This window comes from Trichococcus sp. (assembly GCF_055118575.1).
The window spans coordinates 1-17527 of record NZ_JBSQPW010000005.1; the positions used below are offsets into that span (position 1 = coordinate 1).

At 47.0% G+C, this 17527-nt stretch carries 16 protein-coding genes; 1 reads left to right on the forward strand and 15 read right to left on the reverse strand.

Features of this window, described 5'->3' with window-relative positions:
* Positions 1 to 204: 204 nt before the first annotated feature.
* The 10 genes from ACTCCX_RS02045 to ACTCCX_RS02090 all read right to left on the reverse strand — a co-directional run bounded on the left by ACTCCX_RS02045 (position 205) and on the right by ACTCCX_RS02090 (position 11769).
* Positions 205 to 1977: an oligopeptide ABC transporter substrate-binding protein gene (locus ACTCCX_RS02045; RefSeq protein ID WP_463274501.1), complete on the reverse strand. Its 1773-nt coding sequence runs from the start codon at positions 1975 to 1977 to the stop codon at positions 205 to 207.
* Between the two features lie 14 nt (positions 1978 to 1991).
* The gene (locus tag ACTCCX_RS02050; protein ID WP_463274550.1) at positions 1992 to 2867 is read right to left on the reverse strand and encodes an ABC transporter permease; all 876 of its coding nucleotides are present in this window, start codon (positions 2865 to 2867) and stop codon (positions 1992 to 1994) included.
* 117 nt (positions 2868 to 2984) lie between these two features.
* Entirely contained in the window at positions 2985 to 3947 is a 963-nt protein-coding gene (locus ACTCCX_RS02055; RefSeq protein WP_463274502.1) for an ABC transporter permease, read from the reverse strand.
* Between the two features lie 2 nt (positions 3948 to 3949).
* Positions 3950 to 4888 carry an ATP-binding cassette domain-containing protein gene (locus tag ACTCCX_RS02060; RefSeq protein WP_463274503.1) on the reverse strand — a complete coding sequence of 313 codons (939 nt, stop codon included), beginning with the start codon at positions 4886 to 4888 and terminating at the stop codon, positions 3950 to 3952.
* 1 nt (position 4889) lies between these two features.
* Positions 4890 to 5903: an ABC transporter ATP-binding protein gene (locus ACTCCX_RS02065; protein WP_463274504.1), complete on the reverse strand. Its 1014-nt coding sequence runs from the start codon at positions 5901 to 5903 to the stop codon at positions 4890 to 4892.
* A gap of 209 nt (positions 5904 to 6112) precedes the next feature.
* On the reverse strand, positions 6113 to 6352 hold the full coding sequence (acpP, locus tag ACTCCX_RS02070; protein ID WP_086941651.1) for an acyl carrier protein: 240 nt from the start codon (positions 6350 to 6352) through the stop codon (positions 6113 to 6115).
* Between the two features lie 114 nt (positions 6353 to 6466).
* Positions 6467 to 7504: a phosphate acyltransferase PlsX gene (gene plsX / locus ACTCCX_RS02075; RefSeq protein WP_463274505.1), complete on the reverse strand. Its 1038-nt coding sequence runs from the start codon at positions 7502 to 7504 to the stop codon at positions 6467 to 6469.
* Between the two features lie 27 nt (positions 7505 to 7531).
* Complete coding sequence (gene recG / locus ACTCCX_RS02080) at positions 7532 to 9592, reverse strand: ATP-dependent DNA helicase RecG (protein ID WP_463274506.1); 2061 nt, start codon at positions 9590 to 9592, stop codon at positions 7532 to 7534.
* 98 nt (positions 9593 to 9690) lie between these two features.
* The gene (locus ACTCCX_RS02085) at positions 9691 to 11361 is read right to left on the reverse strand and encodes a DAK2 domain-containing protein (protein WP_463274507.1); all 1671 of its coding nucleotides are present in this window, start codon (positions 11359 to 11361) and stop codon (positions 9691 to 9693) included.
* Between the two features lie 45 nt (positions 11362 to 11406).
* Positions 11407 to 11769 (reverse strand): Asp23/Gls24 family envelope stress response protein, encoded by a 363-nt coding sequence (locus ACTCCX_RS02090; protein WP_068562154.1) that lies wholly within the window; start codon positions 11767 to 11769, stop codon positions 11407 to 11409.
* 339 nt (positions 11770 to 12108) lie between these two features.
* On the opposite strand from ACTCCX_RS02090, the gene rpmB reads away from it, so the two are divergent.
* Complete coding sequence (gene rpmB, locus ACTCCX_RS02095) at positions 12109 to 12297, forward strand: 50S ribosomal protein L28 (protein WP_068562155.1); 189 nt, start codon at positions 12109 to 12111, stop codon at positions 12295 to 12297.
* Between the two features lie 103 nt (positions 12298 to 12400).
* Here the strand turns inward: rpmB and ACTCCX_RS02100 are convergent, their stop codons facing one another.
* The 5 genes from ACTCCX_RS02100 to ACTCCX_RS02120 all read right to left on the reverse strand — a co-directional run bounded on the left by ACTCCX_RS02100 (position 12401) and on the right by ACTCCX_RS02120 (position 17522).
* A complete protein-coding gene (locus ACTCCX_RS02100) occupies positions 12401 to 13063 on the reverse strand; it encodes a thiamine diphosphokinase (RefSeq protein WP_276647386.1) in 663 nt (220 codons plus the stop codon).
* Positions 13053 to 13712: a ribulose-phosphate 3-epimerase gene (gene rpe, locus ACTCCX_RS02105; protein WP_068562157.1), complete on the reverse strand. Its 660-nt coding sequence runs from the start codon at positions 13710 to 13712 to the stop codon at positions 13053 to 13055. Before rpe ends, ACTCCX_RS02100 begins: the two co-directional genes overlap by 11 nt.
* A gap of 13 nt (positions 13713 to 13725) precedes the next feature.
* The gene (gene rsgA / locus ACTCCX_RS02110) at positions 13726 to 14628 is read right to left on the reverse strand and encodes a ribosome small subunit-dependent GTPase A (protein ID WP_086988412.1); all 903 of its coding nucleotides are present in this window, start codon (positions 14626 to 14628) and stop codon (positions 13726 to 13728) included.
* A 105-nt stretch (positions 14629 to 14733) separates the two neighbouring features.
* Entirely contained in the window at positions 14734 to 16776 is a 2043-nt protein-coding gene (pknB, locus tag ACTCCX_RS02115) for a Stk1 family PASTA domain-containing Ser/Thr kinase (protein WP_463274508.1), read from the reverse strand.
* Entirely contained in the window at positions 16755 to 17522 is a 768-nt protein-coding gene (locus ACTCCX_RS02120) for a Stp1/IreP family PP2C-type Ser/Thr phosphatase (RefSeq protein ID WP_463274509.1), read from the reverse strand. Before ACTCCX_RS02120 ends, pknB begins: the two co-directional genes overlap by 22 nt.
* Positions 17523 to 17527: the final 5 nt, after the last annotated feature.

The following is a 17527-nucleotide window of genomic DNA, read 5'->3' on the forward strand; positions in this document are numbered from 1 at the left end:
ACACCCTTGTCATTCGCTAACAGTTCCTACTGCAAAGCCTGTAGTGGACTTTCACCACCAAGTTATCACCCATGCCGGGCGCACATCAAAAAAAGCGGGGATGCATCCCCGCTTTTTTTACAGTTCTAAATTTCCTTAAGTAAATGAAATTGGACAAAAGTCCCAAACCTTATCCTCATCTTTGGCAACCTGCGTGAATGCGCATTACCGGACAGATTCGTCCGATGTCAGTTCGATGGTTTCCCATCCTCTGGTTGCACCATAACGGATATTGAAGTTTTTGACGCGGTTATTGACAGCAAAAATCTGCGTCCGCCACAGCGTAGGGATGACAGGCGCTTCCTCGAAAAGCAACGCTTGCCATTCTTGATAGAGCTGCGTCCGCGCATTTTCGTCCAAGGCAACCGCAGCGTTGAGCTGACCCAACAAAGCATCATTCTTTTCGCTTGTCCAACGGGTATAATTGAGCGCACTGGTGCGGCTGAACATTTTGGTCGGATTGGGATCCATGCCTATCACCCAAGTTGCCTGATAAACATCAACAACAGGACTGTCTGATGCAATCAAGTCATGAAACTTCTGGTATTCAATCAGTCTTCCCGTAGCGAGCGAGACATCCAAACCGATTTTTTGCCATTGTTGGATATAATATGCGACAACCGTCTCAGCCGCGTCTCCCCCCGCAACTGCCGCAAAGCTGATTTCAAGCGGCTCTCCGTTCGGCATTTCCCGAAAACCATCGCCGTCATTGTCCAGATAGCCAGCCTCATCCAGCAAAGCTGCGGCCTTGACAGGATCGTAACTGAAGCTGACCGCCTCATCATCACTGAAGCCTTCGAACACGGGTGGAATCATACCGTTCGCCGGCTGCCGCAGCCCGTCGAATAGGACCATAGCGACAAATTCGTTGTCCAATGCATAAGCCATCGCTTGCCGTAATGCTGCATCCGCCATTTTTGAACTCAGGTTAAGCGCATTATCGCCAGATTCAGCGTCCCGGGATCCTAATTTGAACCCGATATAGGTTGTCGCCAATTCTTCTCTTCCCAATAAGGTTATATTGTCGAAATCTTTATAGTTTTCGTAGGAACTTGTCGGCATGACAGCGACGTCGTAGTTTCCCGCTTCCATTTCGGCTACGATCGTTTCCGAACCGACAACCTCCACAAGGATGTTATCCAGTTTCGGTTTCCCTTTCCAATAATATTCATTGGCTTCAAAAAGGGCTGACTCGCCCGGAACAATCGCCTTGAGCCGAAACGGTCCTGTCCCGACAGGTTGTTCACGCAGTTGGGATGAATGTACCATTTCCGATACAGGGATGCTTTCCAGTTGGTGTCTAGGCAGCGGTTGGTTCCATAAGGCACCTCCCGCCTGCAAGATGGATGGATTCAATTCTTTGAAAGCGATCGTGAGATGCGTATCATCCAGAACCTCGATACCGGCAATTGAAGCGGCAGTGCCTTCATGGTATTCGGTCATGCCCACGACATTCGCAAAAGCCTCTCCATAAAGGGAGCCGGAATAGTCCGGATGGCCGATTACTTCATAGGCATACAGAATATCATCCACCGTAAGCGCAGCTCCGTCCGACCACTTCAGGTTATCCAGCAAAGTAATCGAAACCGTTTTTAAATCGTCATTTCGCACAAAAGTGGCCATTCCATCCTGGGTAAGCTGAAAATTCTCATCATAGGAAAAAATGGGTTCATGAGAAAAAGCCATGAGTTCCTCGTCATAGTCATCTTCAGAAAAAACCGGGCTGAAGATGCCCTGGAAAGAAGATTCGGCAACCAGTGCATATTTCAACATTCCACCGGCGATGGCAGGAGCATCGCTGTTCATGACAGTGTCAAACTCTTGTATGACAGCGGATGTATCAGACAGGTTATCGCCCGATCCCGACAGGACATCCTCGTTTCCGCAACCGGCCAAAAGCACAGCCGACACGAACGAAACAATCATTTTATTCAGCATACTCATCCTCCTTGTTATCCTTGCGTTTGTTTAGCATCTGCCGCACGCCTCAAAGCCTGACCGACATAAATGATGCACAACAAGACTGAAAAGATGAGTGTGGATGCTGGTAACCATACCCATACATAGTTCTCAAAGACGGTCGGGGAAATGGCATAGCGCAGCAGATTGCCTATACTCGGAACGGTGGGTGGTAACCCAAAGCCCAGAAAGCTCAACCCTGTTTCCATCCCGATATTTCTCGCCAATGACATAGTCGTGTTGATGATGACCAGCGAGCTGAAATTAGGCAAGATTTCACGGACCATTATCAGCAAGTCGTTTGTCCCTGCTGTTTTGGAAGCCCGCACATAATCACGTTTTGCCTCCAAACGCGTCCGGTTCCGAAAAACTTTTGATTTTCCCGCCCAACTGAATGCGCTCATAAGCAAAATGAACGTTAAGAGATTGTATTCCGATACGATGGCCATCAGTACGAGAACCAACACGCTTGCCGGAAGTACCATTATGAAATCAATGGAGCGCATAAGCAATCTATCCAGGAAACCACCGTAATAGCCGGACAGCAGACCCAAGCCGATGCCGATGAATCCAGTCAAGACTGTCACAGCGGTCCCGGCCATCAGCGACGTGCGCGCTCCCAGCAACAACTGGCCCAGCACATCCCGGCCCGCTTCATCCGTTCCCAATGGATGACTTTTGCCCGGCGAAGCGTACCTGTTCAACAGATCCACCTGCATGACTTGACTCGTATCAAAAAAAAGCGATCCCACAAAGACCAGCCCCAAGAGCAAAACGAGTGCACCAAAAGCAATGACCGCCAATTTATCTTTACGGAATTCTTCAAGCATGCCGCGGAAATCCACAACCGTTTTGGTTTCCTCATTCACTTCGTGGCTCAAACGATTCTCGCCTGCCGCAACGGAGACTATCTCCGTCTTCAACTCTTCCACTCTTCCTGCTTTCTTTTCTTCTTCCGTATTCACCGTATCCCCCCTTTCCTCTTGCTATCTCATCCTGACGCGCGGATCCGCGATAGTCAAAATGACGTCAGAAACTAATGTGCCAATCAAAGCTGCCAGCCCATAAATCAGCAGCAACGCAACAATGACACTGAAATCACGTGATTCTAAAGAAGTGATGAACAACCGGCCGATGCCCGGGTAGGCGAAGATGTATTCGATAAAAATACTGCTCCCTATGAAACCGGTAACGTCATAACCAAACAGAGCAGTCACCGGCATAATTGCGTTTCTGAAAATGTGCCTCCGATAGACCATACTCTCCGGAACGCCTTTTGAGCGGGCTGTCAGTACATAATCTTCTTGTTTTGCCTCGATGATGCCCGACCTTAACCGTTGGATGTTGCCGGCGGATGCCGAGAGAGCAAAGGCCAGCGCCGGCAACGCTATGTGGTAGAGCCTATTCCAAAGAGAGCTAAATACGCCCTGTGTTTCCGGCAACAAAGGCATCCCCCGCGTGGGAAACAATTTCAATTGAAATCCAAAAAGCCAAACCAGAACCAAGGTAACAATAAATATCGGCAAGGCAAAACTGATGCTGTTCAAAAAACGAATGACCTTGTCTCCCAATGAACCGTTGAAGCGCCCTGCATAAATGCCAAGCGGAACAGCGATCAGATAAGACAACAAAAGCGAGGTCATTGCTAACCAGAGCGTGTTGCCAAGCCTTGCGCCAACCAGAACGGCCACAGGCATACGGTACGTATAACTAAGGCCGAAATCCCCGCTAAACATATTTGTAAGCCAATGCAGATACCGAATGTACCAAGGGTTATCCAGGATCGCATCCGCATGGATCACGTCAAGGCTGCTCTGATCCATCCCCGGAACGACCAGACCAGTCAGCGGATCTCCAGGCATCCATTGCGCCAGTGCAAACATCAACAAACTGAACGCCAACAGTTGTGGGATGATAAAGAAGAAGCGTCTCAGAATTCTGTTCCACATCGCTAACGCTCTCCTTTCGATAGTTTACCGGCAATCCGATGGGTTTCCGACAACGGAATCAAATCCCCGACACGACCGTCCTTAGTCAGATATCCCGCCATACTTTGTTTATATTCTGATTCTATTTCCCGCCGCAAACGCTTGTGTAAATCCCGGTTGCCCGGATCCAGATTCGGAATTACGGAAAGCAGCCTTTTCGTGTAGATGTGCTGCGGATTGAGATAGATGTCCTGCTTGTTTCCATATTCCACGAATCTTCCTCGATACATGATTGCCAGCTCATCACACATCTGCTTCACGACACCTAGGTCATGGGAAATGAAAAGATAGCCGATTCCGTATTGTCCCTGGATGCGTTTCATGTAATTCAGCACTTGTGCCTGAACGGAAAGATCCAATACCGAAACGGGTTCATCAGCTATTACGAATTTTGGCCGCAGCGCAACCGCTCTTGCCAAAGCGATGCGTTGCCTCTGGCCACCGGTGAATTCGTGAGGATACCTCTGGAGTGTATCTTCCGGTAAACCTACCATTTCCAAGAGTTCCAGAACCCGTTTTTTCTCTTCCTGCAGGGAAACATGCTCAAAATTACGCAAAGGTTCAGAAATGATCTGGCCGATTTGTTTTTTGGGATTCAAACTCGCACCCGAATCCTGAAAAATCATCTGGACATTGCGTTTGTGGGGTGATTTCCGCTTTTTTATCGAAGCGGTTACGTCCCTGCCTTCGTAAACGATTTGACCTGAAGTGATCCGTTCCAATCCGACGATCGCTCTTCCGACTGTGGATTTTCCGGATCCTGATTCGCCCACCAAACCGTAATTTTTCCCTTCTTCCAGGGACAAACTGATGCCGTCAACGGCTGCAAGTTTCTTCCCGGACAAGAAGCCGCTCTTGACCGGGTAATGAACCTTCAAATCTTTGATTTCCAAAAGTCCCATCTTATTCACTCTCCCCTTCAAAACGGAAGGACTCATGGCACGTGCACCTAACAAAATGGTTTTTAGAAACCTCATGCATTTTTGGCGACTGTTCGTGTGCGGAAAATGGGACCCACGGGATCCGTCCGGCAAAACGACAGCCCTGTTTAGGCAATTGTTGCAAGGAAGGAACATCCCCTTGGATCACATAGAGTTCCCCGGAATCCGAATCGAGCGTCTCATTCGCTTGCGGCATCGACCGCAGCAAAGATCGGGTGTAAGGATGCTTCGGATCCGTGAACAGCTCAACGACACCGGCTGTTTCGACAATTTGTCCCGCGTACATGACGGCCACTCTGTCCGCGACCTCGGCTACAACACCCAAATCATGGGTGATCAAGATGATCCCGGCACCCGTGTCATCCCGCACTTCGCTCAACAAATCCAATATTTGGGCTTGCGCCGTGACATCCAAAGAGGTCGTCGGTTCATCCGCAATGATGATCGGCGGGTCGCAAGCAATCGCAATCGCGATGCCGACCCGTTGGCGCGCTTCTCCGGACAGCTCATGCGGATAGCGGGTTGCTGTTCCTTCCGGATCATCCAGCTTAACTTGGCCCAGCAATTCGCTCACACGCAGTGCACGTTCCTCTTTTGTCAACCTGGAATGGTAAAGCAACACTTCATCTATCTGTTCACCTACCGTCATCAGAGGATTCAGTGCGGATAAGGGATCTTGAAAAATCATCCCGATATCGTTTCCTCTAATGCGATTATAAAGCGTTTCGTTCAAATCGATAAGATTCAGGTTCTGATAAATGATTTCTCCCGAAATCCGGGTATTCACTTTATTATGGAGTCCGACGATCGTAGTAGCGAGGGTACTTTTCCCACAGCCGGACTCACCGACAATCGCCAATATTTCATTCTTTTCCAGACTGAAGGAAACATCATCGACTGCATCATAATAGTTATCCTGCATCCGGAACGCAGTATGCAATGCATTTATCTCCAACAAGGGTCTTCCAAGTCCCATCGTGCGCCTCCTTTCGTGCTTATATAAAAAACTTGAGGAAATATCTCCTAACATTATACGTTTAAGCCCTAACAAAAACAACCGCCATTTCATCCAGTTTTAATCCATTTCATGTTGCTGCCATAATCAGCCCTCTCGGCCTGAAAAAAAAGCAACATTGGCATTGGAGAACCGTCAATGTTGCTTTTGTCGTTAAATTATTGCGATTCTTATTTTTGAGAATCGATGTAGTCCACTGCGTCTCCTACTGTGATTATCCTCTCAGCATCTTCATCGGAAATCTGTACAGCAAAGACATCTTCCAGTTCCATGACGAGTTCGACAATATCCAATGAATCCGCCCCAAGATCGTTTTGGAAAGTCAACTCTCTCGTAACCTTTGCTTCATCGACACCGAATCGTTCAATAACCATCTTGGCTACTCGCTCAAAAGTAGTTGTATCTGCCAAGCGTTACACCTCCATTATCGTTGCATAACCAATTACATCATATTTTCTGGAAATATTTTGTAAAGGCTCACATCTATTTTACCCATACGCTAATCTTTTGTCTATATTTTTTTATTAGTGCTCACTTTGGCTTGCGGGCTTGGCATTCATTTCATCAAAGTGCTTGACGACATCATCAATGACGTGGGAACTGATGATTTTGCGGATCTGCTTCACCGTATGGTAGACAGCGACTTTATCCGCGGATCCATGCGTTTTTACGACCGGCGCCCGCAATCCGAACAGCACAGCTCCTCCATGCTTCGAATAATCCATCGTATCTTTGATTTCCGAAAAAGAGTCCTTGATCAGCATTCCTCCGATTTTTGTCTTCAGACCGCCTGATAGTAATTGGTTTTTTATTAGCTTCAGCAATGACATTGCCGTCCCTTCCATCGTCTTCAGGACAGCGTTCCCGGTGAAGCCATCCGTTACGACGACATCCGCAGCGCCAAGCAAAATTTCACGTGCTTCAACATTACCCGTGAAATTCAGGTTGGCGTCCTCTTCCAACAAGGCGTAGGCTTTTTTGGACAGCTCGCTGCCCTTCGTTGCTTCGGAACCATTATTCAATAAAGCGACCCTTGGATTTTCGATACCTTGTACGAACTTGGCATAATAAGATCCCAACAGGCCGAACTGATAGATGTTTTCCGGTTTGCAGTCAGCGTTAGCACCCGCGTCCATCAACAGGAACTGCTCATTTTCCTTCCCGATGACCGGCAGGATCGGCATCAAGCCGGGTCTGTCGATTCCCTTGATCCGGCCGATGATCAATAATCCGGCCGCCAAGAGTGCACCTGTATTCCCTGCCGAAAACAAAGCATCGGCTTCCTTGTTTTTGACGGCCTGAGCAGCCAAAACCATGGACGCTTGTTTTTTTCTGCGGATTGCCTTGACGGGTTCATCATCGCTGTCGATCTTTTCAGTCGTGTGAACGATTTTGATTTTCCCGCCATCGGTATATTGGTCTCCTAAAGCTTTGCGTATTTTGGCTTCGTCACCGAAAAGCAAAAACTCTAAATCATTAAATTCTTTTGCAGCCATTAAAATGCCCTCTACTATTGCTTGGGGCGCAAAATCTCCACCCATCGCATCGACAGCAATCTTCATAGATGTTATACCTCACTTTTGTTAGTTTCACTGTAATCTCTTTAACTTTTCCTTTTCGCGTTCGACTGCTTCCCGCAAACTTTCGTAGTCCGGATTGTTTGCAAAGTCTTGTTCGCGTGTGATTTGGATGGCGTCATTGTGGGCAATATCCAGGATGACGGCATCCCGCACGATGTCCCCAGATTTGAAATCGGGCAAACCGGACTGTTTGTTGCCGAAAAGATCGCCGGGCCCACGCAATTCCAAATCCCGTTGGCTCAGATAAAAACCGTCAGTCGACTCCACCATGATGCGCATGCGTTCCTTGCCGTTATCGGTTTTCGGATCGGCAAGCAGGACACAATAGGACTCTTTATCCCCCCGTCCAACGCGCCCGCGCAGTTGATGAAGCTGGGAAAGCCCGAACCGATCGGCATCCTGGATTACCATCACCGTTGCATTTGGCACGTTCAAGCCGACTTCGATGACTGTCGTTGATACGAGAATCTGCAGCTCGTTGTTTTGGAAGCGCCGCATAATTTGATCTTTTTCGTCAGACTTCAGACGGCCATGCAACAGACCGATCTGATATTTGCCTTTGTAATAGGCCGTCACAGCTCGATGCACATCTTCCGCATTCTTGACATCCAGCGATTCGGATTTCTCGATCAGAGGTGTGATGATGTACGCCTGTTGTCCATTATCCATCTGTTTCCGGATGAACTCAAGTACATTTTCGATCTTGTCCGATTTATTCCAGATCGTTTTGATCGGTTTTCTGCCGTCAGGCATCTGGTCAAGCACCGAAACATCCATTTCGCCCATCGTGGTTATCGCCAACGTCCTTGGGATCGGCGTGGCAGTCATATACAAAACATTCGGGTTGTTGCCTTTTTCGTTCAGTTTGTGCCTTTGCTGCACGCCGAAACGATGCTGCTCATCGGTGATGACCAAACCAAGGTCGGAAAACAAGACATCCTCTTGGATCAGGGCGTGCGTCCCGATGAGGATATGTAAGTCCCCTTCCGCAAGCCTGCGCAACAATTCTTTGCGTTCCTTTGTCTTTGTGCTGCCGGTAAGCAAGGCAACAGAAACATCGGTGTACTCGAACAGGCTCTGCAGGGTGCGGTAATGCTGTTCCGCCAAAATCTCGGTTGGCACCATAAAAGCCCCCTGATACCCGCCCAGAACGGTAGCGACCAGAGCGATCACCGCAACGATCGTCTTCCCGCTGCCGACGTCCCCCTGCAACAGCCGGTTCATTTCATAGGGTTTGCGCAGATCCCGGCATATTTCGTTGACGACCTTCTTTTGCCCATCCGTAAGTTCGAACGGCAAAGTCGCTATGAATCCCTTGAGCTTGTCCACGTCATAAAGGATCGGAATGCCTCGGTTATTCGTTTTGCGGCTCCGCTGCAGCATCTGCAGGCGCACTTGGTAAAGGAAAAACTCTTGATAGATGATTTGCCGTCTCGCTTGCTCGGATTCTTCATCATTTTTGGGAAAGTGCATCGCCCGGATGGCTTCCCTGTGGGTCATCAGGTGATAAGTCTGCTGCAAATGCTGCGGAAGTATCTCGGGAATGACCGAGGAATAAAGTTCGATCGCCTGTTTGATCAGATTCAGGACGGTCTGCTGCTTGATCGTCTTATTGACGTGATAAATGGCGGCATAATCATCCTGTCCGTTCGAACTGCCGAGGATCTTCATCCCAGCCAAAGATTGGCGTGCGCGTTCCCATTTACCGAAGATCGCAACCTCATCCTCAAGCTGGATTTTTTGTTTCAGGTAAGGCTGATTGAAGAAGGTTACCGAAATGATGGCATCTTCGATGGCTAATTTGAATGATAACCTGCTTTTTTTAAAACCGTAATGGTGTACGACCGGAGCCGTCACGACTTGTCCTTTCAGCGTCACTTTGTCCGAATCCTCGATTTCGTCCAATGTTTTGACTTTTATGTCCTCATACCGGAAAGGAAAATGTGTGATCAGATCATAGATCGTATCGATGCCCAACGAATGCAGCGCCTCAACCCTCTTCGGTCCTACATGGGGCAATTCCCCGACTGGATCATAAATATCCAATTGCTTGTTGTCTTCCGCTTCCATCCGTTCGCCTCCTTTCTTCCGGGAGCAGGACAGTTTCTTTGACCAACCGTTTTTGAAAAAGAAAAGCCGAACAGAGAAACTCGTTCAGCTTTTTCAGATTATTCTACAGAAAGAAGATAACTGTATACCGGTTGATTGCCTTCTTGCACTTCCACTTCCAAAAAGTCATATTCCGCTTCGATGACCGCTGCAATCTCTTTGCTTTCTTTCTCATCGCTGTCTTCCCCGAAGATGATGGTGACGATTTCGCTATCATCCGTGATCATTTTTTTCAGGGTTGCTATCGTTGCGGCTTTTCTGTCCTTGTCGGCCGTCAGGATTTTCCCGTCGACGATTCCCATGAAGTCGTCCTTGGTGATGGCCAATCCATCTATGACTGTGTCGCGCACGGCATTCGTGATCTGCCCGCTGACAACATTTTCCAGTTCGGCAGTCATGTTGGCTTTATTGGTTTCCAAGTCTTCTGATTCATTGAAGGCAAGCATAGCTGTCAGACCTTGCGAGATCGTTTTTGAAGCCACTACTACAACATCCGCATCAGAAACTTCGGCAGCCTGATCTGCAGCCATGAAAATATTTTTATTGTTCGGCAAAATGATTGTTTTTTCGGCATTTGTACTTTCGATCGCCTTGAGGATATCTTCCGTGCTTGGGTTCATCGTTTGTCCGCCATTGATGATTGTGGTGACACCCATGCTCTTGAACAGGGCATGCACACCTTCGCCGGCAGCAACAGCTATCACGCCATAAGGAATTTTTTCAAGTTTTTTGGCAGGCGCATCGGCTTTTTCAAGGACTGCATCATGTTGCATGCGCATATTGTCCACTTTTATTTTCATCAGTGAGCCGAATTTTTGGCCGTAGTTCATGACTTCCCCTGGGTATTCGGTATGTACATGGACCTTCACGATTTCTTCGTCTGCTACGACCAATAAGGAATCTCCAAGTTCGTTCAGATGATTACGGAATGTGTCATAATCAAAAGTGTCCGTAACGGTTTCGCCTTCGCCTAATTTGACCATGATTTCTGTACAATAACCGAATTGAATATCTTCTGACGCAATTGCGTGCGAAACGTTATGATAATTTTCTTGGTGAGCGATTTCGGTGACATCCGCTTGTGAGACAACCTTTTCAGCTGACTTCACTTTTTCTCCGGTCAACGATTCCATAAATCCTTCGTAAATGTACACCAGCCCTTGTCCGCCACTGTCGACCACGCCTACTTCTTTCAGTATAGGCAACAGCTCGGGTGTCTTATCCAACGCAAGCTGCGCCACCTTGAGGACTGTTCCCATCAATTCGATGATGTCATCCGTATGTTCTGCTTTTTTCATACCGGCTTTTGCGGATTCGCGCGCAACCGTCAAAATGGTGCCTTCCACAGGTTTCATGACCGCTTTATAAGCTGTCTCGACGCCGTGGGAAAAGGCCTCCGCAAAATCAATTGTACTCAAAGTTTTTTTGCCTTCGATCGCTTTTGAAAATCCTCGGAATAGCTGAGATAAAATGACGCCTGAGTTCCCTCTCGCCCCCATCAATAAACCTTTAGCCAAGTCCGCTCCTAATTGATCAATTGTCGCAGCATTCGACAGCCTTACGCGTTCAGCTCCAGATGTGAATGATAGATTCATGTTTGTGCCTGTGTCTCCGTCCGGAACAGGGAACACATTCAAAGAATTCACATATTCTGCATTCTCGCTAAGGCGTTCGGCGCCGATTGCGACCATCGCCTTAAAGTCTTCCGCTGTTAATTCAGTTCTCTTCACCTTATAATCCTCCTTCACCATATAACAAATGGTGATCTGTAATCTTTAGTCCTTTAAAACTCTTACGCCTTGGACGAACACATTCACTGTATTTGCGGAAAATCCCAACATCATTTCAAGGTTGTACTTGACCTGCGTTTGCACATTCCGGCAAATTTCTGAAATTTTAGTGCCGTAGAGTACAATGATATAAACATCAACAGCAACTCCATTATCTTCTTGACGAATAACGACACCGCGTGAGTAGTTCTCTTTTTTCAATATTTCACTGATATTATCTCTGATTTGATTTTTGCTCGCCATGCCGACAACTCCATAATTATCTGTCGCGGCTCCGCCCACTACCGTAGCGATCACGTCGTTCGATAAGTCAACCATTCCATATTGTGTTTGGATTTTAACTGCCATTTATAATAGCCTCCTTAATGTATGCACACAATCGTAATTATAAATTATGATAGCATATTTTATACAAAAGAAATAACTTTTTGCGATTAAATTTCTCATTTACGGTCGATTTGCGGCAATTCTTATTGATTTCCCACTGTTTTCCAGTTTTCTTATCCAGCACTAGTGCCTTTTCAATGACAACATAGTACAGACATTTGATGATGACATCATTAAAAAAACAGCTGTCAAGTATTTTTCCTTTAAAACAGTTGCATTCACTTTTAAATTATGATAAATTAATCAAGTGTATGAATTGGAAAGAAGCTTTGCTTCTGTAACAGCAAAGGAGGAAAGAAAATGTCAAAAGAATGTTTCGTAACAGGACGTAAAAGCCGTTCAGGTAATAACCGTTCCCACGCTATGAACTACACAAAACGTACTTTCAAACCAAACTTACAAAAAGTTCGTATCTTAGTCGATGGAAAACCTAAAAAAGTTTGGGTTTCTGCTCGAGCTTTGAAATCTGGTAAAGTTGAAAGAGTATAAAAATATAGATGAGCCCGGGACCATGTCATGATTCCAGCTCATCTTTTTTTATTTCCCATCCTAAAATTAAGGAAAGTGGCCGCAATTGTTGTGGCCACTTTCCTTATTCGCGCTTATCAGAGCTTTGGATGACCGCCAATAGGCCAGATCCAAAAGAAAACGTCATCTCTGTGTCCTTGAATTCATTACTGACCAAAGCTATCGGGTACTCGTAATCTTTTCCGTTCAACGGATAGGCAACTCCAGTCAGCTTCAGTTCTTTGATCGGAGTCATGCCGATGAACGACAAGTATTTTTTCCCCTCTTCTTTCTTTAGCACATAATTACCCGGCAGATAAAATCGCAGCGTATTATGGCGGTCCATTAAACTGACCTTACCCGTCATCTGTTTCACAAGTGGATGGAATGCCAACCACAAATTACTCATCAGATGGTCCAGACGCCCTCCGAAAGCTCCCAAAAGAATGATTTCCTCCGGATTGAACATTTCAATCGCATAAGCAATAGCCGCCTCAGTATCCGTCTCATCTTTTTGTGCCGGGAGTACACGGCAGACAAGACTTTTCTTTTTGATATCTTCCATTTCTGAAGGGGTGACAGAATCAAAATCACCGATTGCCGCATCAAAATGCGGGAGCAGTTCGGCAAGCTTCAAAGCTCCGCGGTCTGCGCCCACCATCCGATGACTTGTCGCATAACGGCGGACCAAAGCTGCGACATCCGTCAGGTCACCACCGACCACGATCACAACTTTCTCAGACTGCATTGTGGCAGGCATCCTTCAGTCTACTGATGGCAGCGGATGGATTTTCATCGTCATAGATGTAAGAACCCGCTACGAATACATCAGCCCCTGCTTTGATGCATTTGACGATCGTCTCGTGGGTAATCCCGCCGTCGACTTCGATTTCGTAATGATAGCCATGTTTTTCGCGCAAGGTAGCTAACTCTTCAATTTTACCCAAGGTGCTTTCGATGAAGCTTTGGCCACCGAAGCCCGGGTTGACGGTCATGACGAGCACCATATCAACATCGCCCAAAACGGGTTTTATGACTTCTACGCTTGTTCCCGGATTGATGACGACACCAGCTGCTATATTTTCATTTTTGATCATCTGGATTGCGCCATGGATATGGTCAGTAGCTTCCACGTGGATCGTTATGATATCGGCACCGGCTCTGGCGAAAGCCGGTATCAATTTTTCAGGTGTACTCACCATCAAATGACAATCCAACGGTAATTTTGTATGCGGTCGGATTGCCTGTACAATATTTGGACCCAAAGTTAAGTTGGCGACAAATTGACCGTCCATTGCATCAATATGAATGTAATCGGCACCCGCTTGTTCGACTAACTTGACATCTCTTTCTAAATTCGCAAAATCAGCACTTAATATGGATGGAGCAATTTTCATGTTCACACGCACCTTATCTCTTATTTTTTTTTATGTACATCGGTTTGCGGCCTACAATTTCCTCATGGAACTGCAGATAGTGTTCGTATCTGTACGGAGCCACTTCTCCGGATGCAACAGCCTCTTTCACCCGGCAATTCGGCTCGTTGATGTGCATGCAGCCGGCGAATCGACATTGATCGCGCAGCGCTTCAAAGTCCGGGAAAAAAGAAGGCAGATCGACCGCTTCAATGTCGATCAAGTCGATTGTACTGAAACCAGGGGTATCGGCAATCAGCGCTTCCCCAACCGGATGCAACTCGACATGCCGCGTCGTATGGCGGCCCCTGCCCAAAGCGGTCGAGATTTCACCTGTCAACAAATCCAATTCGGGCATCAGTTGGTTCAACAAAGTTGATTTCCCGGCGCCTGATTGGCCCATAAAAACAGCCATCCCTTTACCCATGGTCTGGACCAGTTCATCCAAAGAAGAAGATGCATCCGGATAATCCGATAGAATCATCGTATAGCCGATTGCTTCATAATAGGTTTTATACTGAAGCATGTCAGCTTTAGCCTTGTCGTCCAACAGATCTATTTTTGTAACGTAGATGATGGGAATGATGTTATTTGCTTCCAGGTAAACCAAGAAACGATCCACCAAATAGGAAGAAAAATCGGGTTCGATCGCCGACATCACAATGACACCGCAATCGACATTCGCCACCGTCGGACGAACCAATTCATTTTTCCTGGGGTAGATATCCAACAGAACGCCCTCCGTTAAGTTGTCACTTTCGAAATCGACAAAATCCCCAATAAGCGGAGCCATGTTTTTTACGCGGAAGTTTCCTCTCCCTCTCGTCTGATACGTTTGACCATCCACATACACATAATAAAATCCGCTTATTGCTTTCCTGACTTGTCCTTTTTGCAAATCGACAACGCCTCCTAGTTTGATTCTTTCTCTCTATTCTACACTGTTCTACAAAAAAATGACAAACCATTTTGATGTTTGTCATTTTTTGTAACCTATACAATTCTATTGCGTCAATTCAGAAGCTTCGCTGATGACTTCGCCATCTCTTTCGATCCGGTAGGAAGCGGAGCTGCCTTCCAGAATGCGGAAGTTTAATGTCACAACTTCATCTGCTGAAATATCGAACTCACGGAATACGTCACTGAGTGTATGATCTTCATCCTGCACATAAATGACTATATGGTTCGGCTCGTTGGAAGTACTGCTGACATTCGCATTGCTGTTGGCATTTTCACTACCTTGACCATTGTTGCTCTCAGAAGCGGATTCCGATACGGCTGCCGCGAGATAAGGAATCGTAATGGTACGGCTGAAGGAAACCACTTTCGGCTCTTCAGGGCCTCTCGAAATCACCACACTCAAGGCATCACCGGATACAAACGCGGATCCGCTGGCAAGACTTTGGCTTACAACCAAGCCTGCTGCAACCGTACTTGAGTAAGCTTCCGTGATCGTCAACGAAAGCCCGTATTGCCCTGCATAATCCTCGACGCTTTTTCTCGTGTATCCCGATAAATCGCGCATCGTATAGGACTCATTTCCGTCGCTCACCAGAAATGACAGCGTCGTTTCGCTAGGTTTTACCTCCGTGCCAGGCTCAATGTTTTGGCTGATGATATTGCCTTCTGCTACTTCGCTGCTGAATTCATGCGTCCTTTCGATTGTGAAGCCTTCTTTACGCAAGTCTTCGAATACACGTTCATATTCTTGGCCCTCATAGTCGAGCAGTGTGAACAATTCCTCTCCCAGACTGATGATAAGGTCGATTTCATCTCCGGCTGCAACGGAGGAACCGATTTTTGGTGATGTTTCAATGACAGCATCTTCTTCTATTTCATCGCTGTATTCTTCCGTTATATTTCCTAATACCAACCCGACATCTTCCAAAGCAAGGCGTGCGCTAGCTTGGTCCATATTGGACACATCCGGCACAGTCACGGCATCTGCTTCCTGGTTATTGTAAAAGAAAAGGAAAAAACTGCCAATCAGGCCCAAGAGGAACACCGTAATAAGAAAAAATAGCCACTTCTTTCGTTTTTTCTTGCCTCCAGCTGCCTCTCGCCCTGGCTCGAATTCGTGGATTGCTTCAGCTTTCACACTCTGTGGTGGCGAAATGATCGTTTTTTCGATATCCGCTTTAGCCACTGCTTCAGCGGATAAAGGCGTAAGCACTTTGGTTTCCTGTAACAGCGATACCGGCATAAAAGGTGCTTCATTTCTACGCTCCTCGCTCAAACAGGTATCAAGGTCCGCCATCATTTCTTCACAAGTTGCGTAACGATCGAGCGGTTCTTTGGCTGTGGCCTTCAGGATAACATTTTCAAGGCTCTGCGGTATTTCCGGATGACTTTCCCTGATGGATGGCATCGGTTCTTGAAAATGCTTCAGAGCGACACTGACAGCCGACTCTCCATCGAAAGGGACTGATCCGCTGAGCAATTCATACAACACCACGCCCAAAGCGTATATGTCCGATTTGGAAGTGGCCATACTGCCTCTGGCCTGCTCCGGGGACAAGTAATGAACGGATCCCAACAGCGTATTCGTCTGAGTGATTGATGTTTCCGACAACGCGACTGCAATACCAAAATCAGTAATTTTGATGCGATCCTGATTATCGATCAGAATATTTTGTGGCTTGATGTCCCTGTGAATAATCCGATTTTTATGTGCCAACGCCACAGCCGACAAAACTTGGTGCATGATATGGATCGCTTTTTCCGGCAAAACACGTCCTTGGATGTCGATGTATTTTTTCAGATCCGTGCCATCGATAAATTCCATCACGATGTACTGCAATTCATCTTCTTCATCTACGTCATATACACCTACAATATTCGGATGAATCAATTGCGTGGCCGAGAGAGCTTCACGCTGGAAACGACGTAGAGCGTCCGTGTTGTTACGGAAGTCAAATCGCAACACTTTGATGGCTACTGGCCGATCCAGAATCAGATCGTGTCCCAGATAAACGTTCGCCATCCCACCGCTTCCGATATGCCTGACAATTTTGTAGCGGCCGCCTAATTTCTTTCCTGCCTCCACAACGGTTCCCCCTCTCTATCCGTAAAATCAGCCAAAAGCACTGTGATGTTGTCCAGGCCGCCAGCAGCATTCGCTTTATCGACCAAGGAAAGGACTTTTTCTTCAAGAGGAAGCCATTCCTTCAGCATTTGGGCGATCTCTTCATCATTCATCATGTTGGTCAGTCCATCGGAACATAGCAATAACAGGTCCCCCTGCACAAGCGGCATGGCGATGATATCGATATCCAGTTTTTTGGAAACACCCAAGGAGCGGGTCAAAATGTTCTTTCTTGGATGGTGCTGCGCTTCTTCCGGGGTTATTTCACCTGACTTGATGAACTCATTCACCAAAGAATGGTCTTCTGTAATTTGGCGGAGTTTATAATTTCTGTAGACATAAGCCCGGCTATCCCCGATATTAGCAAAAACGATTTCCTTGCCTACGATGGCTGCGGCTACCAAAGTCGTTCCCATCCCGTCCAGATCGCTGTAATCCAATGATTTCTGAAAAACCAGATCATTGACGCGCTGAATATTGGCGATCAGCCAACGGGACAAGTCTTCGCTGTTCGTGAAACGGGATCCTTTCCAGGCGGCCCCCAGATGGGATACTCCCATTTCACTAGCGACGTCACCAGCCTTATGGCCACCCATGCCGTCACATACGATCATGAGTGGCTGTTGGGCCTCATTCACGAAATAACTCACATAATCTTGATTGATTGCTCTATTTTGGCCTCTATCACTTTTGAAGGCTATCTGCATTCTTT

Bases quoted from the DNA above. Each gene is read 5' to 3' on its own strand.
- ACTCCX_RS02045 (WP_463274501.1), bottom strand. From the start codon at position 1,977: ATGCTGAATAAAATGATTGTTTCGTTCGTGTCGGCTGTGCTTTTGGCC.
- ACTCCX_RS02055 (WP_463274502.1), bottom strand. From the start codon at position 3,947: ATGTGGAACAGAATTCTGAGACGCTTCTTCTTTATCATCCCACAACTG.
- ACTCCX_RS02060 (WP_463274503.1), bottom strand. From the start codon at position 4,888: ATGGGACTTTTGGAAATCAAAGATTTGAAGGTTCATTACCCGGTCAAG.
- ACTCCX_RS02065 (WP_463274504.1), bottom strand. From the start codon at position 5,903: ATGGGACTTGGAAGACCCTTGTTGGAGATAAATGCATTGCATACTGCG.
- plsX (WP_463274505.1), bottom strand. From the start codon at position 7,504: ATGAAGATTGCTGTCGATGCGATGGGTGGAGATTTTGCGCCCCAAGCA.
- recG (WP_463274506.1), bottom strand. From the start codon at position 9,592: ATGGAAGCGGAAGACAACAAGCAATTGGATATTTATGATCCAGTCGGG.
- ACTCCX_RS02090 (WP_068562154.1), bottom strand. From the start codon at position 11,769: ATGGCAGTTAAAATCCAAACACAATATGGAATGGTTGACTTATCGAAC.
- rpmB (WP_068562155.1), top strand. From the start codon at position 12,109: ATGTCAAAAGAATGTTTCGTAACAGGACGTAAAAGCCGTTCAGGTAAT.
- ACTCCX_RS02100 (WP_276647386.1), bottom strand. From the start codon at position 13,063: ATGCAGTCTGAGAAAGTTGTGATCGTGGTCGGTGGTGACCTGACGGAT.
- rpe (WP_068562157.1), bottom strand. From the start codon at position 13,712: ATGAAAATTGCTCCATCCATATTAAGTGCTGATTTTGCGAATTTAGAA.
- ACTCCX_RS02120 (WP_463274509.1), bottom strand. From the start codon at position 17,522: ATGCAGATAGCCTTCAAAAGTGATAGAGGCCAAAATAGAGCAATCAAT.